The sequence below is a fragment of the Gemmata obscuriglobus genome (assembly GCF_008065095.1).
GTDB classification, from domain to species: domain Bacteria; phylum Planctomycetota; class Planctomycetia; order Gemmatales; family Gemmataceae; genus Gemmata; species Gemmata obscuriglobus.
In genome coordinates this window covers 1,991,413-2,017,515 of record NZ_CP042911.1, presented here as the reverse complement: position 1 = coordinate 2,017,515, position 26,103 = coordinate 1,991,413, and the positions used below count along the sequence as shown (strand labels likewise).

22 protein-coding genes and 3 pseudogenes are annotated in these 26,103 nt (G+C 66.3%); 14 read left to right on the top strand and 11 right to left on the bottom strand.

Annotated features, from left to right (window positions below; all coding sequences use genetic code 11):
- Positions 1-3: 3 nt before the first annotated feature.
- Both GobsT_RS08470 and GobsT_RS08465 read right to left on the bottom strand, forming a co-directional pair.
- Positions 4-708 carry a DUF4956 domain-containing protein gene (locus GobsT_RS08470; protein WP_010045285.1) on the bottom strand — a complete coding sequence of 235 codons (705 nt, stop codon included), beginning with the start codon at positions 706-708 and terminating at the stop codon, positions 4-6.
- Positions 701-1,492: a polyphosphate polymerase domain-containing protein gene (locus GobsT_RS08465; protein ID WP_010045287.1), complete on the bottom strand. Its 792-nt coding sequence runs from the start codon at positions 1,490-1,492 to the stop codon at positions 701-703. The genes GobsT_RS08470 and GobsT_RS08465 overlap by 8 nt, the downstream gene beginning before the upstream one ends.
- 359 nt (positions 1,493-1,851) lie before the next feature.
- Between GobsT_RS08465 and GobsT_RS08460 the strand changes: the two genes are divergently transcribed.
- The 5 genes and pseudogenes from GobsT_RS08460 to GobsT_RS08440 all read left to right on the top strand — a co-directional run bounded on the left by GobsT_RS08460 (position 1,852) and on the right by GobsT_RS08440 (position 7,431).
- Positions 1,852-3,270 (top strand): DUF1501 domain-containing protein, encoded by a 1,419-nt coding sequence (locus GobsT_RS08460; RefSeq protein WP_010045290.1) that lies wholly within the window; start codon positions 1,852-1,854, stop codon positions 3,268-3,270.
- 859 nt (positions 3,271-4,129) lie between these two features.
- A complete protein-coding gene (locus GobsT_RS08455; protein WP_010045294.1) occupies positions 4,130-4,675 on the top strand; it encodes an RNA polymerase sigma factor in 546 nt (181 codons plus the stop codon).
- Positions 4,675-5,421 (top strand): hypothetical protein, encoded by a 747-nt coding sequence (locus GobsT_RS08450; RefSeq protein WP_010045296.1) that lies wholly within the window; start codon positions 4,675-4,677, stop codon positions 5,419-5,421. The genes GobsT_RS08455 and GobsT_RS08450 overlap by 1 nt, the downstream gene beginning before the upstream one ends.
- 153 nt (positions 5,422-5,574) lie before the next feature.
- Positions 5,575-5,769: pseudogene (locus GobsT_RS08445) on the top strand (Rdx family protein); the annotation flags it as partial.
- Positions 5,770-5,808: 39 nt separating this feature from the next.
- Entirely contained in the window at positions 5,809-7,431 is a 1,623-nt protein-coding gene (locus GobsT_RS08440) for a DUF1559 family PulG-like putative transporter (RefSeq protein ID WP_109571207.1), read from the top strand.
- 110 nt (positions 7,432-7,541) lie between these two features.
- Here the strand turns inward: GobsT_RS08440 and GobsT_RS08435 are convergent, their stop codons facing one another.
- The 3 genes from GobsT_RS08435 to GobsT_RS08425 all read right to left on the bottom strand — a co-directional run bounded on the left by GobsT_RS08435 (position 7,542) and on the right by GobsT_RS08425 (position 11,177).
- On the bottom strand, positions 7,542-8,261 hold the full coding sequence (locus tag GobsT_RS08435) for a response regulator (protein WP_010049152.1): 720 nt from the start codon (positions 8,259-8,261) through the stop codon (positions 7,542-7,544).
- 5 nt (positions 8,262-8,266) lie between these two features.
- The gene (locus tag GobsT_RS08430) at positions 8,267-9,499 is read right to left on the bottom strand and encodes an ATP-binding protein (protein ID WP_010049154.1); all 1,233 of its coding nucleotides are present in this window, start codon (positions 9,497-9,499) and stop codon (positions 8,267-8,269) included.
- Positions 9,500-9,956: 457 nt separating this feature from the next.
- The gene (locus tag GobsT_RS08425) at positions 9,957-11,177 is read right to left on the bottom strand and encodes a HEAT repeat domain-containing protein (protein ID WP_010049156.1); all 1,221 of its coding nucleotides are present in this window, start codon (positions 11,175-11,177) and stop codon (positions 9,957-9,959) included.
- A gap of 408 nt (positions 11,178-11,585) precedes the next feature.
- Between GobsT_RS08425 and GobsT_RS40975 the strand changes: the two are divergent.
- Together GobsT_RS40975 and GobsT_RS40445 are read left to right on the top strand one after the other, a co-directional pair.
- Positions 11,586-11,882: pseudogene (locus GobsT_RS40975) on the top strand (transposase family protein); the annotation flags it as partial.
- Complete coding sequence (locus GobsT_RS40445; protein WP_417936322.1) at positions 11,831-12,769, top strand: ISAs1 family transposase; 939 nt, start codon at positions 11,831-11,833, stop codon at positions 12,767-12,769. The pseudogene GobsT_RS40975 and the gene GobsT_RS40445, both read left to right, overlap by 52 nt.
- A gap of 38 nt (positions 12,770-12,807) precedes the next feature.
- On the opposite strand, the pseudogene GobsT_RS08410 reads toward GobsT_RS40445, so the two are convergent.
- Positions 12,808-14,039, bottom strand: a pseudogene (locus GobsT_RS08410) (ISKra4-like element ISGob7 family transposase).
- A 295-nt stretch (positions 14,040-14,334) separates the two neighbouring features.
- Here GobsT_RS08410 and GobsT_RS08400 point away from each other — a divergent pair.
- From GobsT_RS08400 to GobsT_RS08375, 6 genes are all read left to right on the top strand, one after another.
- Positions 14,335-15,555, top strand: a complete 1,221-nt coding sequence (locus GobsT_RS08400) for a patatin-like phospholipase family protein (RefSeq protein WP_010049163.1) — start codon at positions 14,335-14,337, stop codon at positions 15,553-15,555.
- 158 nt (positions 15,556-15,713) lie between these two features.
- Positions 15,714-16,679 (top strand): GSU2086 family protein, encoded by a 966-nt coding sequence (locus GobsT_RS08395; RefSeq protein ID WP_010041633.1) that lies wholly within the window; start codon positions 15,714-15,716, stop codon positions 16,677-16,679.
- Positions 16,680-16,802: 123 nt separating this feature from the next.
- Positions 16,803-17,189: a helix-turn-helix domain-containing protein gene (locus GobsT_RS08390; protein ID WP_010041636.1), complete on the top strand. Its 387-nt coding sequence runs from the start codon at positions 16,803-16,805 to the stop codon at positions 17,187-17,189.
- Positions 17,190-17,305: 116 nt separating this feature from the next.
- A complete protein-coding gene (locus tag GobsT_RS08385; RefSeq protein WP_010041637.1) occupies positions 17,306-17,734 on the top strand; it encodes a hypothetical protein in 429 nt (142 codons plus the stop codon).
- Positions 17,735-17,869: 135 nt separating this feature from the next.
- Positions 17,870-18,112 (top strand): 30S ribosomal protein S18, encoded by a 243-nt coding sequence (rpsR, locus tag GobsT_RS08380; protein ID WP_010041640.1) that lies wholly within the window; start codon positions 17,870-17,872, stop codon positions 18,110-18,112.
- Between the two features lie 141 nt (positions 18,113-18,253).
- Positions 18,254-20,281 carry an O-linked N-acetylglucosamine transferase, SPINDLY family protein gene (locus tag GobsT_RS08375; protein ID WP_010041642.1) on the top strand — a complete coding sequence of 676 codons (2,028 nt, stop codon included), beginning with the start codon at positions 18,254-18,256 and terminating at the stop codon, positions 20,279-20,281.
- A gap of 223 nt (positions 20,282-20,504) precedes the next feature.
- Here the strand turns inward: GobsT_RS08375 and GobsT_RS08370 are convergent, their stop codons facing one another.
- Both GobsT_RS08370 and GobsT_RS39470 read right to left on the bottom strand, forming a co-directional pair.
- Positions 20,505-21,698 (bottom strand): hypothetical protein, encoded by a 1,194-nt coding sequence (locus tag GobsT_RS08370; protein ID WP_010041644.1) that lies wholly within the window; start codon positions 21,696-21,698, stop codon positions 20,505-20,507.
- Between the two features lie 155 nt (positions 21,699-21,853).
- Entirely contained in the window at positions 21,854-22,663 is an 810-nt protein-coding gene (locus GobsT_RS39470; protein ID WP_232068342.1) for a hypothetical protein, read from the bottom strand.
- A 27-nt stretch (positions 22,664-22,690) separates the two neighbouring features.
- On the opposite strand from GobsT_RS39470, the gene GobsT_RS08360 reads away from it, so the two are divergent.
- Positions 22,691-23,548, top strand: coding sequence for a type II secretion system protein (locus tag GobsT_RS08360; RefSeq protein ID WP_081471687.1), 858 nt, complete (start codon positions 22,691-22,693; stop codon positions 23,546-23,548).
- A gap of 141 nt (positions 23,549-23,689) precedes the next feature.
- Here GobsT_RS08360 and GobsT_RS08355 read toward each other — a convergent pair whose 3' ends face one another.
- The 3 genes from GobsT_RS08355 to GobsT_RS08345 are packed head-to-tail and all read right to left on the bottom strand — an operon-like array spanning position 23,690 to position 26,086.
- A complete protein-coding gene (locus tag GobsT_RS08355; RefSeq protein WP_010041648.1) occupies positions 23,690-24,214 on the bottom strand; it encodes a type 1 glutamine amidotransferase domain-containing protein in 525 nt (174 codons plus the stop codon).
- A gap of 49 nt (positions 24,215-24,263) precedes the next feature.
- Complete coding sequence (locus tag GobsT_RS08350; RefSeq protein WP_109571209.1) at positions 24,264-25,346, bottom strand: DUF4185 domain-containing protein; 1,083 nt, start codon at positions 25,344-25,346, stop codon at positions 24,264-24,266.
- Entirely contained in the window at positions 25,343-26,086 is a 744-nt protein-coding gene (locus GobsT_RS08345; RefSeq protein WP_010041650.1) for a class I SAM-dependent methyltransferase, read from the bottom strand. Before GobsT_RS08345 ends, GobsT_RS08350 begins: the two co-directional genes overlap by 4 nt.
- Positions 26,087-26,103 lie beyond the last annotated feature (17 nt).

Genomic DNA, 26,103 nt, shown 5'->3' with positions numbered 1-26,103 from the left:
GGGTCACTTTTCGGCCTTCCAGTCCACCCCTTGAACCCCCTCCGTGCGGTTCAACTCGCTGATGAGCGTTAGCGGGGGCACACCGGTTCGCAACCGGAGCGAGTACGTCAGGTCCAGTGCCGTCCCCTGCCGCACGACTCCGGCCGCGACCAGTTCCGCCGCGTTGGTGTGTTTGGCAAACACCGCGGCGAGCGCCATATCGGGATCGACCCCGATCCCGACGCGAACCACCACGGTCGTCGGCGGTTGCTGCGTCGCGCGGGGAGGCGCCCCGCCGCTCCGACCCCAGTACGCAAGAAGCCACGCCACCAAACCCACGATCGGGATGCCGATTGCGGCCACCAGGTACGCCCCGGACCCGGCCGCCATGCCCACCACCACGGCGAAGATCACGAACGCGGTGTCGCGCGTGTCCTCGACCACCGTGCGGAACCGCACGATGGACAGCGCTCCCACCAGCGCGAACGCCCGGGCGATGTTGGTGCCGATCACCATGCTCACCATCCCGAGCAAGATCGCCAGCAGCACCATCGTCGCCACGAACGACGCCGACTCCGCCCGCCCCTTTCGCTGCGTGATGTAGTACGCCGCCCCGGCCGCGATCCCGAACCCGGCCGCGAACACGAGTCGCAGCGCGATGTCTTCGGCCGTGAGCGCCGGCAACTCGGTCGTTGCCTCGAACGGAACCTCCGGCCCCTGCTTAGCCATTCTCCGACCTCACCGGGGCCAGTCCCGTGGCGCGCACGAACGTCCGGTACTTCGACACCGGCGTCGGGGTCAGTTTGAGGTCCGCGACGATCCCTTTGAACAGCGCCGGCATCGTGTTGCGGAACTTGAACTCGCACACCACACGGTCTAGCAGCGGGGCCACGGCGCCAACGGGCTCCAGCTTCCACTCGGACAGAAGCACCCCGCGCACGTTGCGGTCGAAGGTGAGGCGGACGGTGCCGCCGTCGGCGGTGCCCAGGTACGCGACGCGCTCGTAGGCGATGCGGCACACCGGCTTCAGTTGCAGTTGCAGGAGTTGGCTGTGGAACCACTCGCCCGCCCACTCGCCGTTGAGCTCGCTCGCCACGAGTTCGCTCACGTCGTCCGGATTGATGCGGGCGCGGTGCTTGCGCACCTTGTCGCCGTTCTTGGTCTTGCGCTCGACGAAAACCGGGCCGACGGCACCGTACCGGCGGACGCGGAACTTGTCGCGGTCGTACCCGTCGGTGCGGTAGAACACGTCGAAGTTCGGCGTGTCGGTGTAAACGCTCGTCGTGAGGTACGCGTTCCCCATCGCGGGGTCCGCGTACGGATCGAGCGCGAGCCGGCCGTGAACGCGGGCGGCGACTTCCGCCGCCTCGGCCTCGGTCAGCAGGAACTTGACTTCGTAAGCCGTGGCCGCCTCTTCCGTCGCCCCGGGGCTGAAGAGGGACGGCGACTCCAGCGCGCTCGGGGGCGGTGACGAACCGAACGCGTTTTCCGTGGGTTCGGACAGTTCCGACATCCTCTAACCGCTCCTTGCCCGATGTGCGAACGGGCGCGTCTGTGATAAACGGAACAAACGACCGGTGCCCGGCCGTTCGCGGACTCTGTGACGGCAGGAGTCACACCAAAGCTGGCAGCGTTTTGGTGGGAGTGAGCGGGAGGCGTCCGCGGGAGGGCATCAGACCGTACCCGGAATCTCGGAGCAGAGTTTACCGCGCCGCCCACCCCGATTCATCACCGTTTTTTCACGCCGTTACGCAGATTCACCAACAACTGCCAACGCTATCCCATCAAAAACGCAAAAACTCTTGATGCAACGCCCGGTTACAGAGGGTAAAACGGGGGAAGCCTTCCCGGCTGCTGCCCCCGAGAAGTTCCATGCACGTTCCCCTGTTCTCTTCGCGCCGCGACTTCCTGCGTTCTGCCGGAAGCGGGTTCGGTGCGCTGGCACTGGCCGCGCTCTCTGCAGAGAGCGATGCTTCGGACGGGTCAAAAATTGCCGACCCGCTGGGGCCGAAGAAGCCGCACTTCGAGCCGAAGGCGAAGCGGGTCATCTTCCTGTTCATGGAAGGCGGCCCGTCGCACGTCGATCTGCTCGACCCCAAGCCCGAACTCACCCGGCAGCACGGCAAGCCGCTGCCCGCGAGTTTCGGCAAGGTGCTCACCCCAATGGGCACCGGCGGCAACAACCTGCTCGCCAGCAAGCGGAGGTTTAAAAAGCACGGTCAGAGCGGGATGGACTTCAGCGACTGGCTCCCGCACATGGCGAAATGCGCCGACGACTTCACCCTGCTCCGCGCGTGCTGGGCCGACGGGCTGAACCACGTCGGCAGCGTGTGCCAGATGAACACCGGCAGCATCCTCGCGGGGCGGCCGAGCCTCGGCGCCTGGGCGCTGTACGGGTTGGGGAGCGTGAACCGCAACCTGCCGGGGTTCGTGGTGTTCACCGAGGGCAGCGGGCAGGTGTTCGGCGGCGCCCGCGTCTGGGGAACGGGCTACATGCCCGCGACCTACCAGGGCACCCACTTCAGCAGCGGGGCGCACCCGATTCTGAACCTCGCTCCCCCGGCCGATGTCAGCACCGCCCGTCAGACGGACAAGCTCGGCCTCATCAGCGAACTCAACGCGATCCACCGGCGTGAGCGGGCGGGGGATACGGAACTCGCCGCGCGCCAGGCGGCCTACGAACTGGCGTTCCGGATGCAGGCCAGCGCCCCGGAGGCCGTCGACTTGACCCAGGAGAGCGACAAGACGAAAGAGATGTACGGGCTCAACCGCAAGGAGACGGCAGAGTTCGGCCACCGGTGCCTACTGGCCCGGCGTCTGGTGGAGCGCGGCGTGCGGTTCGTGCAAATCTATTGCGGGGCCGGGAGCCAGTGGGACGCCCACGCGGATATCGAGGGCAACCACACGAAGATGTGCCTCCGCGCCGACCAACCGAGCGCGGCACTGATCCGCGACCTGAAGCAGCGCGGGTTACTCGACGACACACTAGTGATCTGGGGCGGCGAGTTCGGCCGCACCCCGATGACGGAGGGAGTGAGCGGGCGCGACCACAACCCTTACGGCTTCTCCATGCTCATGGCCGGCGGCGGCGTAAAAGGCGGCTTCACGCACGGCAAAACGGACGAGTTCGGACTCAACGGCATTGAGGGCCGCGCCCACGTCCACGACCTGCACGCCACTATTCTGCACCTGCTCGGCTTTGACCACACGAAGTTGACGTTCTTCCACAACGGCAAGGACGAGCGGCTGACCGACGTAAAAGGCAACGTGGTGGAAGAGATCTTGGCGTAACGCGAGCGTGCCGGTCCGCGAACCGGTACATCGGCTTACCTGCGCTCACTTTTTCTGCGGCTGTGGCCGATCGAAGTCACTGTTTTTGCCGCGCTCACGCCCCCCACCACACCCGATCGCACTAACGGTCAAAACAAAAACCAAAACGTAGGCAAGGGTGCGACTCACGAGAAGCCCTCGGGATAAATTGAAAGCGTGTGCGTTCGGAGGAAGTGTCGCGAGCCGGCGTGAAATGGCAAGAGAGCCAGCCGGACGAATCCGGCCGACCCTCTCAGAAGTTCGGCCCGCATAAGCGGGCAGCGACTTACTTCTTGGTGCTCGGGGCGCCGGTGGTGGCGCTGGTGCCGCCGCAGCCAACAACCGCGGTGACGCTCAGGGCAACGACCAGGATCGCGATGATCTTCTTCATGGGGATTCTCCAAAAACGGTGACACTGGTGGGAACAACAGAGAGGCTCGACACGCCCCGGGCATCCCGGAACGCGGGCTTCTGTTTTGTTGGATACCCGACGCCCCTTCGCAACCGGTAGCTCACTCGATCCCAACGAATTCATCACAAACCCTGATAGGCTCATGATTTCCGAGGGATCGAATGTTACAAGTTGCGGGTGCGTCGCAGCACCCACGCCCACATAGATACGAACCCGCCAAGGTTATTCCCAAAAAAAATCGGTCGACCCAATTTTTCCCGTTTCGAGCGGCGTCTCTGTTCTTCTTGAGTCTCGTTGCCCCGCAACGAAATACAACAAACGCGCGTAATTCGTTCTGGACGCGAAGTCACCGGACGAGAACAGGAACTTCTTCTCTGCCGCTGGGAATAAACGCCGGGAAGTGGGTTCGTAGAGGAGTGAGGATCGCGTATGGGGTCGAACGGTGAGTTGCACCAGTTGATCGACGCCCACTACGAGGCACTCTACCGGTACGCCTACCGGCTCAGCGGGTCGTCTTCGGACGCCGAAGACCTCACGCAAGAGACGTTCGGTAAGGCACTCGCCCGGTTGCCGCAGCTACGCGAACTCGATCGCGCCAGGGCCTGGCTGTTCCGAATTTTGCGGAACCTGTACCTGCACAAAGTCCGTGACCAGAAGCGGCACCGGGTCGTCCCGCTCGATGCGGTCGGCGATCTGCCGGGGCGCTCGGCCGACGAGATGCCCGAGATCGATCCGGCGAAACTGCAGCAGGCGCTGAACGACCTGGACGAAACGTTCCGAACGCCGATCATTCTGTTTTATTTTGAAGACTTCAGCTACCGCGACATCGCCGATCAGATGGAACTGCCGATCGGAACGGTGATGTCGCGGTTGGCCCGCGGGAAGGCGTACCTCCGGTCGCGACTGGCACCGCCCGACGGCGCCGACCAGGAACAACCGGCCCTCTCAGGAGACGGCCCGAAGAAGGTGACGTGATGGACTGCCGCGACGCACAATTTTACCTCCGCATGCGGCGCCAAGTGGCCGACGAACTCGGCGCGGACGTTACGGCGCCGCTCGACCAACACCTGGCGACCTGCCCGGCGTGCGCCGCGGACGCCCGCGCGATCGCCTCATTCGACCGCGCGGTGGGGCGCGCGATGGTGAACGTCCCGGTCCCCGCGGGCCTGCGGGGCAAGCTCGTCGCGCACGCCGCGAGCAAGCGGGGCGAGGTACTTCGTCGGAAGGTGTACCAGTACGCCGCGATGGCCACTGCGGCGCTGCTCCTGATCGGTATCGGTGCGGGGGTCATCTCGAACACGCGGCCCGCCCTCGACGTGTCGCATCTGGTCGAGCGCAACGGCGAGCTTTCCGCGAACAAGCAAGAGAGCACCGAACGGTGGCTGGCGGCGCAGAGGTTGCCAGACCGGCTCCCGCTGCCGTTCGATTACGACCTGCTCACCTACCGCGGTCACGAGACGGTTCAAGGGCGCGACGTGCCGGTGCTCGTGTTCCGCAGCCGCACGGACGGCGGGTTCGCGGTGGTTTACGTCTTCCCACACGACAGCGGCTTCAACCTCAAGAACGTGCCCGAGGTGAGCAGTTCACACGCTCGGGCCCAAGTACTCGTGAAACAAGGGTCCCGCGGAAACGTCACGTATCTGTTCGTCCACACCGGCGGGCCGAGCGGGCTCGAGTCATTTCTCCTTGCTAACCGCGGCGGGGGTGTGGCTGGCGCCTGAGTTCCTCCCTCTGGTCAATAACGAACGCCCCGGCGCAAGTCGGGGCGTTCGCCGTTAATGTGCCTACAATTCTCCCGTTCGCACGGCGCGAACGAGGAGAACACGTTAATGAACATCGAACTGAAGTACTGCTCGCTCTGAGGGTACGAGCCCAAAGCCGTCAGTCTGGCGGCCACACTGCTCACGAGTCTGAAACAAAAAGTGAAGGGGCTGACGCTCGTACCCGCCGGCGGCGGGTGCTTCGAGGTCACGGTTAACGGCGAGTTAATCTACTCGAAGCTCCAAACCGGAACGTTCCCCGACGAGCAGTCGGTGCTGGAGTCCGTGCGTGAGCGATTGAAGCGGTGAGTTTCGCCTCGTGATCCCTTCCCCAAACGGAGGAGCGTCATGTTCCGCCGGTCGTTCCTGGTGCCGTTCGGCCTCTTGCTCTTCGGGCTGACCGTTGTGCCGGCGTGTCGCAAGAAGGAAGCCGCACCCGACCCGTCCGCCCCGCCTACGGCGGTGAAATCCGATTACGTCGCTTTCGCGCACGTTGACATAAAGCAGATCCGCGACGGCGCCCTGTTCGCAGAAATCAGGCAAGCGTTCACGAAGGCCGGTGGCGCAGCCGAGTGGAACGAGGTCGAGAAGGGGTTCGCCAGTCAGACCGGTTTCAAGCCGTCCGATGTCGACGCCGTGACGGTCTGCGTGACCGACGTGACAGAGCGCGACGGGCCGCAACTCGTCCTGATCGTGAAGGCCAACACTGCGATCCCCAAGAACGGGGCGTTCGGAATCAAACAGGGCACGGAGCCGGACGCGGACGGGTGCTACATCGTTTCACCCACGGCGGACGCGCACTTCCCGGACGACAAAACGCTCGTGGTGCTGACCCGAAGCTTGCGGAAAAAGTACCTCGACGGGTACGCGAAGGACCGCGCCGGCTGGCCGCTCACCCCGGACCTGTCAAAGGCCGCCGCGGGGCACACGCTGTTCGCCCACGTCCAGCTCGACAAATTGCCTAACGAACTAAAGAACGGCCGCGAGATGGGCGATGTTGGCCCGCTGCTCGCCGCACGGGCCGTAACCGTGACCGGGAACCTGAAAGACAAAACGCTCGTCCTTGCCGGGCGCGCGGCGTTCGCCGACGCCGATGCTGCGGGCAAAGCGAAGGACAAGGGTCAGGAGTTCATCAAAGTCGCAACCGACGAGATCGCGAAGTTCCTGAAGCGTCAGGGCACTGAGGACCTCGGCCCGCTGCTCGCAGCGGTGAAGGAGGCCGACCGCGCCCTCGCGGGCGCGAAGCTGGAGGTGAGCGGCTCGGACGTCACACTGGTCGCCGACTACAAGGCCGACTTTGACTTCGGCACAATGGTGGTGGAAGGGGCCAAGAAAGTGCGCGAGGCCGCCGCGCGGATGAAGGTGTCGAACAACCTAAAAATGATCGGCCTCGCGCTGCACAACTTCCACGACAGCAACGCGTGGATTCCGATTCACGGCACCGGGGCGAATGGCACCAGGCTCACGAAAGCGACCGACAAACCGCTGCTGAGCTGGCGGGTCGCCCTCCTGCCGTACCTCGAGCAGGACGCGCTGTACAAGCAGTTCAAGCTCGACGAGCCGTGGGACTCCGAGAACAACAAGAAGCTGATCGAGAAGATGCCCAACATCTATGCTCCGGTCCAGAAGCCGGGTAAGCCGGGCTACACGAACCTGCAAATGGTGATCGGGCCGAAGGCGATGCCCCCGCTGGCGACCACTCTGGTTTTTATCACCGACGGTACGTCCAACACGCTGGCAGTGGTTGAGGCGGCCGATCCCGTCGTCTGGACGAAGCCCGACGATGTCATGCTCCCTGGAAAGGAGCTTCCCAAAGACTTGAAGAAGAAGTTCGGCGGTCAGTTTAAGGGCGGGTTCCAGGCGCTGCTCTGGGACGGCTCGGTGCGGTTCATCGCGGACGGCATCAGTGACAAGACGCTCGGCGCGTTGCTCTCACCGGCGGGCGGCGAAGTCCTCGGCGACGATTTCTAAGTTTGCAGGTCTCAGGTCAGAAAAGTCACAAGTCCCAAGTCGAAGAGCTTCCGCAGTGGGCAGCTCTTCGACTTGGGACTTGTGACTTTTCTGACCTGAGACCTGCTGATTTACGCCCGCTGCACCGACTGGAACAGCTCGCTCATCTTCATCCCGAGCGCCAGGCAGATGCGGTAGAGCGTTTCGATGGACGCCGAGTTCTTGCCCAGTTCGATCTGGCTGAGGTACCCCAGCGAGACCCCGGTCCGGTCGCTCATGTTCGAGAGGGTGAGGCTCAGCGCCTTGCGGCGCTCGCGGATCGCCGCGCCGAGCGCCTCCTTGAGCGCGTCCTCGGTCATGCGCAGCAGGCCCTGGCTCTCCAGGCACCGGTACACGATCTCGCGGAGCTGCTCGATCTGGAACGGTTTGGTCAGGTAGTCGCAGGTCTTGGCGCGGAGGCAGTTGATCGCGCTGTCCACCGACGGGTACCCGGTCACCACGACGATGTTCGCGTCGGGCTGGTGGTCGCGGATCCAGCCGAACACCTGCTCCGGCTCCAGGCCCGGGAGCACGTAGTCGAGGACGATCAGGTGGTACCGCTGGCCCGACGAGAGGGCCGACTGCACCATCATCGGGTCGGACACCACTTCCGTGACGAAGTCGCGGTTGTTCAGCGCCGCCTGGATGACCGCACAGGTGTGGGGGTCGTCGTCCAGAATCAGGATGTGGATGTCGCCCGACGACTGCAGCTCCCGTGGCGCGGGCTGCGGTTGCGCTTTCGGTGGAGGAGTCATGGGATACATCGGCTTGGGTGTTTGGGTCAGGCGGTAGTCGTCAAGATCGTACGGCACGGTGTTCAGCCTCCGACGGCGGTAGCGGTGATGGTCCCGGGTGCGACCGCCGGCGGCCGCACGGCCGCCAGCGGCAGCACGACGCGCACCTGCGTACCGGTCCCCGGCGCGGGCACGGATTCGATCTGGATGCCACCGCGGTGCGAGCACAGGACCCGGTACGCGATGGCCAGCCCGAGCCCGCGGTGCCGCACCTTGGTGGTGAAGAACGGTTCAACGAACAGCCGCCGCCGCACCTCCGGCTTGATGCCCGGGCCGGTGTCGGAAACGGTGATTTGGAGGTACCCGCCGACCGCCGCGCGGCCAAGGTAGCCGCGCGAGTCGGCGTCGCTCAGTTCGACCGGGCGGGCGGCCACCCGCACCACCCCGCCGGCCGGGCACGCTTCCACGGCGTTCTCCATCAGGTGGCCGAGCACGATCTGGAGCGGGCCGGTCTCCACCGCCACCGGCGGCAGGTTCGGTACCAGGTCCTTTTCGATCCGCACGCCGGGCGCGACGAGCTTGAGGCGGGTCTCTTCTTTGGTAACGGCCAGCGCCACCGCGCCGGGGCTGGGCTTCACTTGCCCGCTCCGGCTCAGGTGGTGGAGCTGCTGGGTGAACTGGATCCCGCGCTGCCCCACCTTCCCGATCTCGGTCACGAAGTTCGCGGGCTGCGAGCCCGGCTGGAGCAGCGGGAGGGTGAGGTCCGAAAACCCGATGATCCCTTGCAGCAGGTTGTCGAAGTCGTGGGCCATGCGGCCGGCGATCACGGCCACGTCGCCGAGCCGCTGGTACAGGCGGTCGGGGTCGAGCACCGGCCCCACGACGGCGGAGAGGGTCGGCGCCCGCTCGACGGTCTTGGCGGCCAGCGCCATGTACGCGCGGTCCGAATCGGTCCAGGGGTTGCCGGCGGCCTTTTCGGCCCACAGCACCCCGGCGGGGCGCCCGGCCGGTTGAACGGCGGCGAACACGCGCCCGGTCGTGCCGGGGAGCGAGTACGCCACCGTGGCCTCACCGCTCTTAAGCCGGCGGAGCGCGTCGGGCACTTCCGGCGGCGCCGGCAGCTCGAGCGGCGCCCCGGCCTGCACCGTCTTCACAACGGGCGGCCCCTCACCGGACCACACGAACCCGCACGCACGCCACCCGCACGCACGGGCCCAGTTTACGAGCAGCGCGTCGAACGCGGCCGGGTCGGCGGACTCCTGCCACCAATTCGGCACGAACGCGAGGGCTGCTGACAGGGTACCCGGGGTGGACATCTGCGACGCTCCCAACCGTCAATGCGAATTCATCGGGGCGAGCTATGGCAATAGCTGAATTCAGGGAATTCATCCTGTATCTAGAACGGACGAAAACGAAGTCAACCGGGTTGTATCGCTTCGCACGAACAGATAAGATGTGCAGAATAATATGAAGATCGCGAAATTGTCTTTAAAAGCGATCATAATGCCCGCCGAGCGGGCGGCTACCGGACCTCCGTAGCCGTTGCGTCCGGCAGTCCGCTCAGGGGCGTAGACAGTTATATCAGGTTCTCGTGGCACCGACGTTCCGATCTGGCGAACAGGCACACCAACGCACCGGCCTCTGAGCCCAAGTAAGCAAACACCGTTGCCGCGGATGCGTCTCGCATAATCCCCCCAGCCATCAAACGCCGGCCGCGCCGCGCGGTGCGAGACCGCGGCGAATGGCCTCACGTGAGCCGCCGAGCCGTTCACTTCACGGCTCCTTCTTCGGCGCGGGCTCCTTCTTGGGCTCGGGCTTCTTTTCGATCTTGCGCACCGCGATTCCGGCCGCCTCGCGGACCTTGACCTGCGGATCGGCGAGGCGCAACCGCAGCGCCCGGAGCGTCTCCTCGGCCGCGGCCTTCACGGCCTTGTCCGTCGACAGCAAATCGGCCCCGAGGTGCTCGTACCCGAGCGCCGCGACCTCCTCGATCAGCGCGAGCCGGACCTCGTAATCCGGTTGCTTTTTGGGGTCGAGCAGTGGGCGGAGGTCCGCGAGCCGCGCTTTCACCCCGTTCGGCCCCAACGCCGAGCCGAACGCCCGCACCGCGTCCACGCGAATATCCTTGGTGGGGTCGGTGGTCAGCACTTTGAACAGTTCGTCCGTCGCACCAGCGGCAGCGGTGCCGAGCGTACCCAGTGTGCGGGCCGCGCCGCGCCGCACGTCGTCGTCCTTGTCCGCGAGCGCCGCCGTGAGAGCCGTTACAACCGGTCCGGACTTCTCTCCCAGCAGTCCCAGCGACGCGAGCACCTCACGCTTGATGTCGGCTTCCTTCTCGGTGGCCAGCATCGCGGCAAGTGCCTCCGCGATCGTGGTGCCCGCTTCAGGGGCGATTCGACCGAGCGCGTAAACGGCCGCGACGCGCACCGGCTTCTCGCCGTCCTTCAGGAGTTCGGCGAGCGGCCCGGCCGCGGAGTTGGCCTTCGCACCAGCCAGGGCCAGCGCCTCGGCGGCCTGGACGCGCACGCCTGGCTCGGCGTCTTTCAGAACCGCGATGAGCGACTCGACACCCGCGGCGCACACCGCCGGGTACTTGGACATTGCGGCGATAATCTCCTTGCGGACGCGCGACTCTTTCTCGGTCCGGAGCACCTCGATGAGCGGCTTGGCCCCGTGCCGCTCCATATCGTTCTCGCGGAGCCCGGCGAGCACGATCGCGCACTGGGCGCGAACGGCCGCACTCGGGTCGGTGCGCAGCGTCGCGGTGATGTGGCTGATGGCGTCGGTCCTCGGCTCGAGCAGCCAGATCTTGCTCAGCGCGTCGACCGCCAGTGCCCGCTGCCGCGCGGACTTGTCGTTCTGCACCGTGCTGACCCACTGCGAGAACTTCTTCCCCTCGTACACCGGGTCCTTGTCGTCGGCCCGCGCCGCCCCATTGGTTAGTGCCACAAAGGCAACGAGCACACACACACCAACGATTCGTGCGGCGAACATGACGGTGTCTCCCTCGGAGAGCCGGTCCGGGCAATCTGGATGATATGACGCCCGTCGCGCGCGGGTCAAACAGTTTCGCCCCGGCGCGACCGTCGCGGAGGTCACGCCACGGTTTGCAGTGGCCCTTGCGTCCCTCGGGCCTCGGGATCGGAAAAGCGCGAGTCGCATTTGCCGCAACTGTTGCACAGGACGGGCCATGAGCACACTGCGTTTCACGGCCGAGGAACCGGACCAACTCCGGGAACTGGCGGCGGCGTAGGGCAAAATCGTTTCCAAGCGGGCTTTCGGGAAGCACGGGCCGGGTTTGGACGTGGACTTTCGCACGATGGAACAGATCGCCACCGCGGCGGCACAAGGATTGACCGAAGGGCAGGGCTGCGCACGGATTGGTGTTGGGTAAGCTGCGGCATGTGGGTATGGGTACGGCTCCTCGTTTCAGGGGCCGTCGATGTCCCGTTCCCTGGTCGAGCGATTGGCCGAGCTACCGGCCCCGCGGAGCCATCACGGTCGCCAGCACCACTGGTAGGCCTGTTGACCCTGTGCTTGGTAGCGGTGATGAGCGGGCACACCACGCCCGAGGCGATTTCTCCGTTCGGGCGACGGCGGCAGAAGCGGTTGGGTCACGCGCTGGTGTTCCGGCACGGCAATATGCCGTGCCCCAACACCAGCGCGGGGTTGCTGCGAAAGTTGGACGCCGACCACCTGGACCGGATCATCGGGGACGGGTTGGCGGACCGGCACCCCGACGGGTGGGAACACCTCGCGTTGAACGGCAAGCGGTTGCACGGGTCGCGAGACAGCGAGGGGCCGGGGGTCCACCGGCGGGCCGCGTGCGCCCCGGGCGTCTCGGCGGTGGTCGCCCAGATGACGGTCGAGACCACCACCCACGAGCACGAGGCGGCGCTCCGGTTGCTGGGCGTGTTGCCCCCGCTGGCGGGACCGTCATCACCGGGGACGCCATGTTCACCCAGCCGGACGTGTGCGCCGCGGTACAGGAGCGAGGCGGGGATTACATCCTGTACGCCAAGAGCAACCAGGGTACGCTGTGCACGGACCTGGAAGCCGCGTTCGCCACCGCCGCGGGGGCGACTTTTCCCCCCGGGTTGCCGCGCCAGTGGGACCGGGACGCGGGCACCGCGTGTGAGGTGAGCCAGGGGCACGGGTGGGTCGAGCGGCGGACCGTGACGACCACCACCTGGCTCAACGAGTACCTGACCCGGTGGCCCGGGGTGCAACAGGTGTTCCGGCTCACGCGCACCCGTCAGGTCGGTGGGAAGACAACCGTGGAGGTGGTGTACGGGATTTCTAGTCTGAGCTCGGTAGACGCGGCACCCGATGCGTTACTCCGGTACACCCGCACCCACTGGGGCATCGAGAGCCGGCACCACATCCGCGACGCGACCTTGGGCGAGGACCGGTGCCGGGTGCGCCGGGGCGCCGCACCACGGGTGCTGGCGGTGCTGCGGAACGTGGCCGTGTACCTGCTGCGGCACCTCGGTACCGGCACCATCGCAGCCGTGATTCGGACGGTTGGTGCCAAACCTGAGCTGGCACTGGCGGCCGCCCATCAGCCAGTTTCAGTCTCTGAGTAGCCCTGTAGCCCTGGGGTGCCCCTCTGGATTTTGGCCCGTTATTGGTTTTCCCAAAACCCCTTCCACTCCGGCCCCGCTGCTAATGCCCCCAGTTCGACAAACGGTGCCACATGCCCCAGATTCCATCTCGCCCCAGTTTGTTTCATTCTGATGTTGAGCAATTGCTTAACCGTTCCCTCCACCAACCCGCTTCCAATCGACTGCCCCCGCCGCAAACGCACCGCATAATTCAACCGCCCCTGTTGGCCACAAAAGTAATTCAATACGCCGCCCAAGGCGGCTCCGTCGCCTCCGGCGGGCATCTGCCCGGTCAGTTCTCCGATCCAGTCCACCAACCCGGGATATCCGTCTTCCAGCAGCTTCGACTTGCCCCGGACAAACGCCGTCGCGGCTTGGCCCCCGGGACCGAACACCGCCTTCGCCCCGCTGGCGAGGTACTCCGCCCCATGCCAGAAGTCGAGGACCTGGGTCGCGTCACGGAAGTGCTGCTCGGACACGTTCCACAACCACTCGGCCCCATCCCCAGTACCGTCATTTGGCTCGAATCGGTCCACTCCAGTCGCGTGGCCTCGTCGTGACACCGCTTCCCGAACAGGCTCGCCTCCTCCACGGCCGCGATCACCGACCGCGCCAACGGGGTTGGCAGGTCGCGTCCCTCCCAGTCCATCGCCGTGGTCGGCGCACTTCGCTCGCGCCGGGCAAAAACGGCCATCTTGAGATCCCGCCAACCGTCCTCCACAGTGTTGACCTTGCCCGCGTCGATGTGCAACTCGCTGTCCACCGGCCGCTCGGTCCTGGCCGCGGCTTGGGCTCGGGTGAAGACTTCAGCGGTCGAGCGGTGTTGCCGGGTGGCGGTGGCCTGGGCCGCCGTGGCGTGGCAGAGTTGCCGGATGGTGTTGTCGTCCAATTCCCAGCCGACCACCTCGGCCAGAGTCACTTCGGCTTTGGCGAAGGACTGTTGGACGCCCAGCAAGACGGCCATCCGACAGGCGCCCGGGGTGACGTAGCCGCTGAGGCCCAGCCCGCGATCGGCTCCGAACTCGCCTTGCCCGCAAGTGGGGCAGTGGAAATACCTCCGCTCCAGCTCAATCGGACCAACGGCGGTCACAACCGTTCGGGTGTGCGGTCCTTTGGAGCGCCCGGGGTGCGTCTTCGCGCAGGTGCGGGCGCGCCCCCTTTTTGCTCGTCCTTCTCGATCCGTGAACCCAAGGCGGCACCGAGTGTGGTCCGCAACAGTTTGCGCCCTTGATCGAGTGCATGCTTCTCGCAGGCGGCCAGGACCGTGCCGTCGGGAGCTTCTTGGGCCAGACGATTCAGGTCCGTGAAATAGCCCAGCAGTTGTTCCAAGGCCAACCGTTCGGATTCGGTACTGTATTCTATAGTCAGCGTCGGCATCAGTATCCCTCCCAGATTGCCACGGCTTCCCCAGCCGGCTCCCATACCGTTCACAAATGCCAAAATCCAGAGGGGCACCCGTAGCCCTGCGGACCCCGACTTGGCGCTTGACCGGTTGTGCGAGTGGTGCTATCTCCTCCCGCCCACAAGGGACCGTAGCGGGGGTATGCATGGGAACCGGCTCGTTCGGGCGGCTGGGGGGCGCCCGGATCGCGCAGTTGTTCACGCGACTGGTGCCGCTGGCGCTCGCCGCGACCGTCGGGTGCCTCGGGCCGAAGGTGCGCCCGCCGGTGCCGGACGAGGTCGCGACCAAAGTCTGGTCCAACGCCCGGCCCGGGGACGACTACCACGACGCGGACACCGACGCGGTCGCCGGGCTGGCGGCCGTGATGCAGGGGGCCGCCGCCCCGCCGGCGGGCCGCCCCCAGAACGTGCTGTGCGTGTCCGGGGGGGGCAAGTACGCCGCGTTCACCGCCGGCGCGCTGGTCGGCTGGAGCGCGGCCGGCACCCGGCCCACGTTCGACGTGGCGACGGGCGTGAGCAGCGGCGCGCCGACCGCGTTCCTCGCGTTCCTCGGCCCCAAGTACGACCGCGCGCTGTCCAGCATCTTCGTGAGCCTGCGCCGCTCCGACCTGTTCCGCTGGCGCCCGGTCCGCGGGGTGCTCAGCGGCGGCGCGCTGATGACCTCGGCGCCGCTCGAGGAACTGCTCGGGCGGTACATCGACGACGAGGTCATGGCCGACCTGTGCGCGGCCCAGGCCGACGGGCGGCGGCTGTTCATCGCCACCTCGAACGTGCTCACGCACCGGCTGGTGGTGTGGGACCTGGGCGGGATCGCCAGCTCCGGCCGCCCGGACGCGAAGGAGATCGTGCGCAAGGTGGTGCTGGCCGCGTGCTCGATCCCGGGCATCGTCCCGGCGGTCAAGTTCGACGTGACCGTCGACGGGGTCCGTTACCAGGAGCTGCACGCCGACGCCGGCAACCTGGCGCAGGTGTTCGTGCGCACCAACGGCCCGCTGGCGCCCGGGTCGAACGTGTGGGTCCTGTCCGCGGGCAAAACGCACCAGAACCGGTCGCGGCAGAACCCGGGCACGTTCGAGACGCTCGTGAACGCCGTCTCGACCGCGCTCTACGCCCTGTTCCGGGCCGACACGGTGAAGCTCCACGCCCTGTGCCGGGTGACCAACTCGCGGTTCGGGCTGATCGCCCTGCCGGACAACTTCGAGGGGCGGTCCAGCAGCATGGTGTTCGACCCGGAAGAGTCGAAGCGCATGTACTTGGTGGGCTACCAGATGGGCGCCGGCGGCGCCTGGGAGCTGCTCCCGCCGGACACCGCCCCGGGGCAGACCAACCCGCCCCGCGCCGGGCTGGAGTTCACCACACAGCCATAAAACGAAGAAGATTGGCCGCAAAAACGCACAAGAGGCACAAAAAAGAAGGCTGGGAGCGGCCGACCGAATACCACATTCGGTCCCCTGATCCACGTTCTTTTTTGTGCCTCTTGTGCGTTTTTGCGGCCAACCTCCTTTCTCTTTGCGTGAGGGCACCGATGCCGTACCCGCAGTTCAACCGCTCGCAGCTCCGGCTCCAGCCGCTCGCCAACCGTCAGCACGACCTCACCCTTGACGTAATGCTGCCGCTCGCCGCCGGCGCGTTCGCCCACCCGTCGCTGCCCGCGATCGGCCGGCGGCTGGCCGAGGCGAAGGCCCGCGGGGCCGCCCGGGTGCTCATGATGGGCGCGCACGTGCTGCGCGCCGGCGCGCAGCGGCACCTGATCGACCTCATGGAGCGCGGGCTGGTGTCGCTGATCGCCATGAACGGCGCCGGGCCGATCCACGACTGGGAGTTCGCGCTGATCGGGGCCAGCACCGAGAGCGTGGCCCGGTACGTGTCGTCCGGGGAGTTCGGGCTGTGGGACGAGACCGGGAAGATGAACGACGCGATCACCCGCGGGGTGCGCGACGGCATGGGGCTGGGCGAGAGCGTCGGGCGGGCCATCGCGGAAGGGTTCTTCCCGTACAAGCACGCGAGCGTCCTGGCCGCGGCGTACCGGCTCAAGATCCCGGTCACGGTGCACATCGGCATCGGGTACGACATCATCCACGAGCACCCGAACGCCGACGGCGGGGTGCTGGGCCGCGCCAGCTACACCGACTTCCTGGTGTTCGCCGAGCACATCCGGAAGCTGGAAGGCGGGATCGTCCTCAACTTCGGCACGGCCGTGATGGGGCCGGAGGTGTACCTGAAGGCGCTGGCGATGGCCCGCAACGTGGCGCACCAGAGGGGCGAGCGGATCGCCACGTTCACCACGGCGGTGTTCGACCTGCTGCCGCTCGGCGACGACTACCACGCCCAGGCGCCGAAGACCGACCCGCGGTACTACTACCGGCCGTGGAAGACCATCCTGGTCCGCACGGTCGCGGACGGGGGCGAGAGCTTCTACGTCCAGGGCGACCACAAGGATACCGTGCCCGCCGTCTGGGGCGCCGCCACCGCCGCCGCAGAAGCGCCGTAGCGCGCACCTCCGTCGCACACCCCCTCGCTAGAATCGGGTAGGACTTGAGTCCTACCCGATTCTCGGTATCATCTCATTGATTACACATTTTCCACACATTCCATTCCCTCACGAGGGTTGCGTATGGGGTTGTCGAAGCAAATCGCCTACCGGCTACAAACGCTGCGCGCCGCGGCGGGCCTGTCGCAGGAGGCGATCGCGGAGAAGGCCGACCTGAGCCTGTCGCTGGTGGCGAAGATGGAGCAGGCGCGGAAGGCCGACCCGCGGGCCAGCACCCTGATCGCTCTGGCCGGCGCTCTGGGCGTGCGCCCCGGCGAACTCATTGAAGACCTGGTGGACCCGCCGGAAGGGGCGTTCCCGTCGAAGAAGGAGAAGAAGAAAGAGAAGAAGAAGGGCAAGAAGCTGCGCGAGGCGCTCGTGGGCGCCGGTGGGGAGCTGTCGGTGGTGCTGGCCCCGTCGGCGAACGGCCACAAGGACGAGCACAAGAAGAAAAAGAAGAAGGACAAGTGAGGGGCGGGCTCCGTCATTGCGAGACGATGGCGGCGGGCTAAAATTCGCGCATCGCTCCCGGCGGCGCCGAACGGTGCCCGGTGCGGAGCCCTCCACGCAGCAGGAGCCCGGCCCCCATGTCCCCGGACGACATCAAGAAGCGGATCGTCAACGAGATCAAGGCCCGCGCGTACGACGACAAGTACATCGACCGCAACGAGGAGCGGGAGATCGTCCGCATCGCGATTGAACTGGGCGTGACGGTCGAGAGCGCGCTGGCGGCGCTGAACCAGGTGTGCGACGAGTTCAGCTACGCGCTGGAGTCGCGGGTGCAGAAACAGATCGAGGACCAGCTCGCCACCGCCGCGGGTAACGACGGGAAGATCGACCAGCGCGAGTTCGACCTGATCTTCGGGAACGTGAAACGCGCGATGGCCGGCAAGAAGCCCGACCGCGACATCAAGAAGATGATCGTGCAGACCATGGAGACGACCGGGAACAACAAGGTGCGCACCGGGTGGTTCAGGGACTGGTACGCGGCGCTGAAAAAGGACCTGGGGGTGTAACGCCCCGGGGCCACGTTGGCGCGCAGAGACCGCTGCCGACCGGTCCGTTGCCGTTCCTCGTCCCGCCGTCTATATTAACCCTTTCCGAATCACCGGAACTGTCACTACAGTTCCACACGGGGCGTTGAGAACGACATGAACCGGAAGAAGTTGGGGCGGTCGCGGGCGGGTCGGTGCCGGTTTTGTACGAAGGACGGGTGCCCGCGGCCGGCGTTCGTGGACTACAAGGACGTGGGCAACCTGAAGAAGATGATCACCGGGCAAGGGAAGTTGGTGAGCCGCAAGCGGAGCGGGCTGTGCGCCACGTTCCAGCGCGAGGTCGGCACCGCGGTGAAGCGGGCCCGCTTCATGGGCCTGCTGCCGTACGTCGGAGAGTAGCTCTCCTTCCGAGAAGAGCGGCCCCAACGAGCCGACTTGACACGGGCGCCGGGTTACGGGAAACGTCCCGCGACTTGGCGCCCCGGTGCGTTTCAGGATAATACAGCCCGCACCGTTCGCCCGCTCCGGCCGGAGGGACCTGTGGCCACCCTGGACGACCTCTTCCAGCGCGCCGTGGCGGCGCACCGCAGCGGATCGCTCGACGAAGCCGAGCACGGCTACCGGCAGCTCCTCACCGCGACCCCGAACCACCCGCCGGCGCTCACCAACCTGGCCGCGATCGTGGCCCAGCGCGGGGACGCCGACGAGGCCGAGCGCCTGTACCTCGAATCGCTCGGCGCCGACCCCGACCAGCTCAACACGCACTTCAACCTCGCGAACCTGTACCGCCGCACCGGCCGGTCCGCCGACGCCATCCCGCACTACGAGGACGCGCTGCGGCTCTCGCCCGACGCGCCCGCCGTGCTCGTCAACCTGGGTCTGGCCGCGGGCGACGTGGGCAACTGGCCGCGGTCCGTCGAGTGCTTCGCCCGCGCCGTAACGGTGAACCCGGACGTGCCCGAGGGGCTCACGCTGCTCGGCGACGCGCTGGCGCGGTGCGGGCGGCGCGCGGAGGCGATCGGCGCGTTCCGGGAGGCGGTCGCGCGGTTCCCGGACCAGCCCCGCGGGTACTGCCACCTGGGGCTGCACCTCGCGGCAACCGGCGAGCACGAGCAGGCCGTGGAGGTGTTGGAAAAGGCCGTCGAGCTGCGCGCCGACTACCCGGAGGCGCAGAACGCGCTCGGCGTGGCGTACGAGGCGGTGGGCCGCGCCGACGAGGCGCAGCGGGCGTACCGCGCCGCCGTCGAACTGCGCGACGGCTTCGCCGACGCGTGGGCGAACCTCGGCACCAGCCTCGGCGAGCAGGGGCGGGTGGGCGAGGCGGTGGCGGCACTCCGCAAGGCGCTGGACCTGGCCCCGAACCCGATCGCACAAAGCGCGCTGCTGACGAACCTGCTCTACCCGGGCACGCTGACCCCGGAACAGCTCCGCGACGAGCACGTCGCCTGGGCGCAGAAGCACGCCGACCCGCTGACGCCGGCCGAGAAGCCGCGGCGCACGAACCGGCCGGGGCGCGTCCGCGTGGGGTACGTGATCGGCGAGTTCAAGTCGCGGGCCGCGGTCTCGTTCCTGGAAGCGCTGCTGACCCACCACGACCGCCGGCAGTTCCACGTCACGGTGTACGCCAACTCGGGGCGGCAGGGCGAGGTGTACGAGCGGCTGCACCGGCTCGCGGACACCTGGCACCCGATCCCGCACCTCACCGACGAGCGGGCGGCGGAGCTGATCCGCACCGACGAGATCGACATCCTCGCGGACCTGAACGGGCACGGGCAGGGCAACCGGCTGCTGCTGTTCGCGCGCAAGCCGGCCCCGGTTCAGTTGAGCCTGTTCGGCTACCCGGCGACGACCGGCATGAGGGCGATGGACTACCGGGTGACGGACGCGGTGGCCGACCCGCCCGGGGCCGACGCGCTCTACGTGGAGAAGCTCCTCCGGCTGCCGGACCTCGGCGGGGTGTACGTCCCGCCCGCGGACGCGCCGGTGCCGAGCGCGGCGCCCGCGGCCCGCCGGGCGTTCACTTTCGGGTGCCTGAACCACCCGGCGAAGCTGTCCGACGCGTGCCTCGACGCGTGGGCCGCCGTACTGAAGGCGGTGCCGAAGTCGCGCCTGGTGCTGCTGGCGGGCCAATCGGTGGCGTCGTCGGCGGAGATCTCCGCCCGGTTCACGCAGCGCGGGATCGTTACCGACCGGCTGGAGCTGGTGTACCGGCTGTCGGGGAGCGATTACTTCGAGGCGTACCAGCCGCTCGACCTGATGCTGGACCCGTTCCCCTACGGCGGCGCCGTGACCACGTGCGACGCGCTGTGGATGGGGGTTCCCGTGCTCACGGTGGCGGGCCGGGACGCGCGGGGCCGGCAGAGCATGAGCCTGCTGACGGCGCTGGGGCTGCCGGAGTTCATCGCCGACGACACGGACCAGCTCGTGACGCTGGCGGCGACGTGGGCGGACCAGCGGGCCGGGCTCGCGGACCTGCGATCGAGCCTGCGCGACATGATGAGCCAGTCGCCGGTGACGAACGTGCCGGGGTACGTGAACTACCTCGAAGCGGCGTACAAAGGGCTGTAGCGGCGCCCCAAGTTGTTGGTTGTTCGCCACCCGCCTGCTGATGAAGGCGGGTGTGACCTCGGTGTGTTCGGGTCCGGCAATTGATCTCATCAAAGCCGTCGCCGAACGTTTGCCGTGTAGCCTCTGAGCCTCGCATCTGCTCACGCAAAACCACGGCACCGAAGGGTTCGCTCGCTGGGCGGCCAGTTGCGCCCGGTGCGGCGGTGATTCGGCCACTCGGATGTCAGTTCAATCGGGCGGCGTAGGCGAACCCGAACGGCCCGTTGAACAACTGGTTGATCGGCCCCAGCGTGCTCAGGTCGAGTAGCTTCTTGCCCTTCTCCGGCTCCAGGTACTTCGCATCGATCCCCTTCAACCGCAGGCGCTTCTCGTTCAGCAGGTCCGCTGGCGGGTCGTCGAGCAAGGTCTTCAGGTTCAGCCCCTGTTCGACCGGGTGCTCCCGGAAGACGAACGAGATCAGGAACCCCGGCACCAGCCGCTCGCCCTTCAACAGCTCTTCTCCTTGCGCCATCATCGCCAGCCACGCGTCGATCCGCTCGTCCGTCAGCGGCAGGCCCAACTGGTCGGTCTGCTTGGGGTGCGGGAGCCACTCGTAGTCGTCGTCGGTTTCCACGCGGATGTGCATCCACGTCTCGCGGTTCAGTTCGCACACCGCCACCATGTGGAGCCGCGCCCGCCGCAGCCGGGGCGGGTCCACGACCTTGAGCCCGCCGAGCCAGTTCGGGTCGGGCTCGCGGGCCGGTGGGGCCACCTTCGGGAAGATGTCCCGCACCCGCACCTCGAACCCGGCCTCCTCGTCCACCGACCGGTACCCTTCCACCATCGCCGAGAGCAAATAGCAGTACGACCGCAGCCACGCCACGTCCCCGCGGTCGAAGTGGACGCGGAACTCGGGGTTGTCCGTCTGGAACCCGAACCGCCCGCCGTTCAGCGTGTTGAGCAGGTCGATCAGGGTCGTGTGGCTCTCGCCGGTGCCGGCGAAGTCGAAGGCGACGTTGGCCAGCCGCAGCCGCAGCTTCACCTTGTCGTCGGTGATGCCGGCGAGGGTGCGCTCGGCCCGCTGGAGGTCCGTGGCGAAGGCGTCGAGGATGCGCCCGAGTGCCCGGTAGCTGATGACCGCCGGCGCGTCGTTCTTCGGCACCGGGAGCCGCAGAAACGGCTGCGTCGCCTTCTCGGACACGCACCCGTACTCGTACAGCGCCCGGCCGAGGTTCTCCACCGCCCGCGCGAACTGGATCATCCCCAGGCCGAACCGGGTCGTGTCGTCCTTCGGGGCGGCGTCGAGGACAACCAACAGGGCCGTCTCCCCCTCCGCGAGCCGGCCGTCGTGTAAGAACTTCTCGGCCAGCGGCGATTCGGTGCCGCGGGCGGGGGCCGCGACGATGCAGATGGCGAGGGCGGTCAGGAGCCGAGTCATGGGCACACTCCTTTTGAACCGGCGGACGTGCGGGGCGAAACGGTCGGGAGCGTTTTGAGACTTGAGGGCGGTCGGAGGCGCGACAGCATCCGCCGCGGTACAGTCCGGGATCGGGCACCCGACCATCGATTCAACGCCGCCAGTTCGGCTCGATACTACTCTTTCCCGAGCACCAAGTCTACGACCCAGCATCCGCGCACGTGCGGCCCCGGACCTTGGCAGTGCGAAAGGATGTCGTCGGAGTCGCACCCGGCGTCTTGAAGGGCGTCGGCGAGAATCGGCATCGCGCTGAAGTCCCGCGATTCGTACATCCCGCGAGCCAGTGACACCGCGGTGCCAGTGCGCCAGTCCGGAGTGAAGGCAACCGGGCGGAACGGGTTGCCGAGAATGTCGCGAAGCGTCACGCACTGCCGCACGCGCTCGGCTACTGCTTCCGAATCATCCGCTGCGCACTCGACAGCACACTCGGCCGCGTAACGTAAGTTGCTCCGGTCACCGGACGCATTGATGGCCGAGAACAACGCTTGATTCGCCGCGTACTCGGCTTGGTTGGTGATGTCCTTCTCCTCCGCGGTGTCGCGTACTGCGGCGAGATGCGCAGCGAGGAGTTCTTTCTTCGTGGCTGTGCCATCGGCGTATCTCTCCGCCACACCTGCGGCTTTGTGACCGTTTTCACTCGGCAACAAATCCCACACGGCGCGGGTGCATTCGACGGCAAACAACCTAAATTTGCGGTCCGTCAACAACTTCTTTTTGCGACGGGCAGACGCCAAGAGTTTCACCGGGTCGGCACACGCCCACCATTCCGCTTCGGTCATCAGGCCCCCTCTGGAACCACCCTCAGCACGGCCGATGCGCCGCCGGGCGCAACCCCGCATCGGCTCTGGCACCGGCCTACGTATTGCCAGCCCGATGCGGCCGTTGTATAGACAGACGACCAGCAATGACCCGGCGTTATAGTGCATGCGCGAATCGCACAGGAGGACGGCAGAATGGTCGATCGATCACGTCGTGCGTTCACGCTCGTGGAGCTGCTTGTAGTGATCGCCATAATTGCCGTTCTTATCGGCCTGCTCCTGCCGGCTGTACAAAAAGTTCGTAACGCGGCACTGCGATTAGTGAACACCAATGCCATCAGGCAGGTCGTCCTTGCCTCTCACAATTACGCAAGTGCCAATCAAGACAAGTGGCCGAGTGTCGATGGCAACATGCACTCAACGGGCGGATATTCTGTCATGTGCATCCTTGGGCCGTTCCTTGAAGCGGACCTAAACCACCCTCCAAAGATGATTCGATTTCGATCAGATCCTTCTCTTACAGTCACCCTACCTGCTCCACTTTTCCCGACGAGTGAGTCGCCCCAGGAGAGCGCGACGAGCATCGCCTTCAACCCCCGCGTGTATTCCGGCGGTCGGTTCTCTGCATCGATTCCTGACGGTTTATCAACAACTATAGCGACAACTGAACACTACGGCTCTTGCAACTACACCACGTTCTACTGGAAATACAATGGATCGGTATGTATGGATGGATCTGGGAAGATAATCCCGTGCGAATCTGGAGTTCCACGTCGAGCGACCTTTGCGGATTCGCCTATGTTTCTCGATGTTCGTCCAGAAACGACTATGGGTCAGGGCGGCGCGGTTTCTGTTGGAAGCTTGCCACTGACCTTCCAAGTTCGGCCGACATTTGAAAAATGTGACCCACGAATTCCGCAATCGTCGTTGTCAGGCGGGCTCCTCTGCGGCCTGGCCGACGGAAGCGTCAGGTTCATAGGCGAAAACACTAGTCACACAACATTTTGGGGCGCAGTCACTCCCGACAAAGGTGAAATCGTCTCTTTAGACTGAGTGTCGCCGGGGCGACGAGCTTCAATCAGTCGCCCCGAGAGAAGAATTCCGACTTCTGTGCGGTCCGCATTTTCAGGAATGCGGCGCGAGCCGCACGGCGGCAGAATCGTGCGACTCAGATTATTTATTGAGCCGGCGCAATTACCCCTTGTGCATCATCTCGATCAGCGCCACTACGAACGCCGGCAAGTCCTCCGGCGTGCGGCTCGTGATGACGTTCCCGTCGACGCACACTTCCTGGTCGACGTAGGTGCCGCCCGCGTTGACCACGTCGTCCTTGATCGAGTGGAAGCACGTCACCTTCCGCCCCTTCAGGCCGGTCGTACTGCACAGCACCCACGGGCCGTGGCAGATCGCCGCGACCGGCTTGTTCTGCGCCAGCGCGTCGCGCACCAGCTTCAGCATCGGCTCGCTGCGGCGGATGTAGTCCGGCGCGAACCCGCCCGGGACCACCACCGCGGCGAAGTCGGTCGCGTGCGCGTCCTTCGCCGCCAGCGTCGCCTTCGCGGGGTAGCCGAGCTTGCTCGAGTACGTCTTGCCCGCCTCCGGGCCGACCAGTTCCACCACGCACCCCGCCTCGCGCAACCGGTACACCGGGTACCACACTTCCATTTCCTGGTACTGCTGCTCCACCAGCACCGCGACCCGCTTTCCGGTCAGGCTCATATCGCGCTCCGTCGTTCGAGGGCGGGCGAACAGGAAGTGTACGCCGCGCTCACTTCAGCCGCACCCGGACGAACAGCGGCCAGTACAGCTCGGCGTTGTTGACGACCGGCCCCAGGTCGAACGAGTTGACCACATACGAGATCACCAGTTCGTTCCCGGTCGCGAGGTGCGAGTGCGCCTTCGCCGCGTAGCTGAACACCCGCTTGTCCTTTTTCATCTCGGGGCACGTGTACAGCAGCACGGGGTCCGACCACGGCCCTTCGGGGGCCGGCGCGAACCGGCCGACGATGCGGTCCGAAAGGCCGTTTTCGGTGTGGACCAGCGCGTACTGCTTGAGGCCGGGAAGGTAGCTCACGGAAAGCTCCACCGCAACTTTGTCGGCCTGCCCCGCGGCGTCCTTCGGGTCGGCCGTCCATTCGCCGTTCGCCAGGAACCGCCACGCCTTGAAGTCGGCCAGCTTGTCCCTGGGAACGCGGGCGGTGAGCAGCTTCCGCACCGGGAACGGCTTGCTCGGCGTTTCTTCGTAGCCGTAAACGTAGGCGAAATCGCCGACCGTCAGCACCGCCGAGCCGAACGCCCACTTGCGCTTGCCCGTCAGGTCCGCGAACGGCACCTTGGTGTACTCGGGCTTCCACTTGAGCGGGTCGGCGTCCGGCCGCGCGACCGTGCCCAGCCACAGGTCGAAGCCCCGGAACCCGAACGCCCCGGGGTCGCTCGTCTTCTCGAACCGGGGCAGAAAGACGTGCAACTTGTCGTCCGCCACGTGCCCGGCGAACTGCCAGAACCACCCTTCCCCGTCCGGCGGCGTAAAGAGCGCGGCGGGCTTGCCCTTCGCCCCCTTCTGGATCGCGAACGACAGCTTGCGGTCGGCACCGGTTCCGTCCTCGACGCCGACGCTGTTGTTGACCAGTTCCACGTCCTTGCGTTTACCGTCGCGAACGGCACCGACCCAGGTGTCGCTGAACAGCCACAGCGCCCGCTTCTCGCCGAGCGAAACGGAGAACGCCCCGTCGCCACCGACCCACCCGTCCTTCTGACGGAACGAGGCGGTGAGTGCGGCGTCCGGTTCGGATTTGACGACGGCCGGCGGCGCCGGGGGCGCGCCGAGGCACACGAGTAGCAGCGCGATCACTTCTTCTCGCCCTTCTTGGTGAAAATGACGACGTGCTGCCACGGGAGCGTGCCCACGGTTTTCGTGTGCTCCAGTTCCGGGAACACCGCGGCCTCCTTCAGCACCTGCCGCTCGCTCATCTTGTGGACCAGTTTGATCGCGACCTTGTCGTCTTCCAGCCGGAACTCGACGAACACCAGGCGCCCGCCCGGCTTGAGCGCCGCGACCATCTTTTCCGTCATCTCGTAGGGGAACTCGAACTCGTGGTACACGTCCACCAAGAGGATGAGATCCACCTGCCCCGCGGGTAGCTTCGGGTCGGTGGTGGTGCCCTTCACGGCCTCGACGTTCGTGAGCTTCTTGTCCTTGGCCTTCTTGGTGACGATGTCGAGCATCTCCTGCTGGATGTCCGACGCGATCACCTTCCCCTTCTCGCCCACCCGCGGCGCCATCATGAACGTGTGATAGCCGCTGCCGGCGCCCACGTCCGCGACCACCATGCCCTCCTTGAGGTCGAGCGCCTTGATGAGCTTTTCGGGGTCTTCCTCCTTGATGCGCTCTTTGCGTTCGAGCCAGCCGGCGGCCTGGAAACCCATGACGTGCGCGATCTCGCGGTCGAGGTAGAACTTCCCGATCCCGTTCGGGTCGTGCTCCTGGCGGTACTCGTACTTCGGCTTCTCGCGCGGCTTCTGCGGCTCGTCGGCGGTCCCGACCGCGCACGCCAGCACGAACGCAACACCCCCAGCCAGTACGCATCGCATCGCACACCCCTCACGGC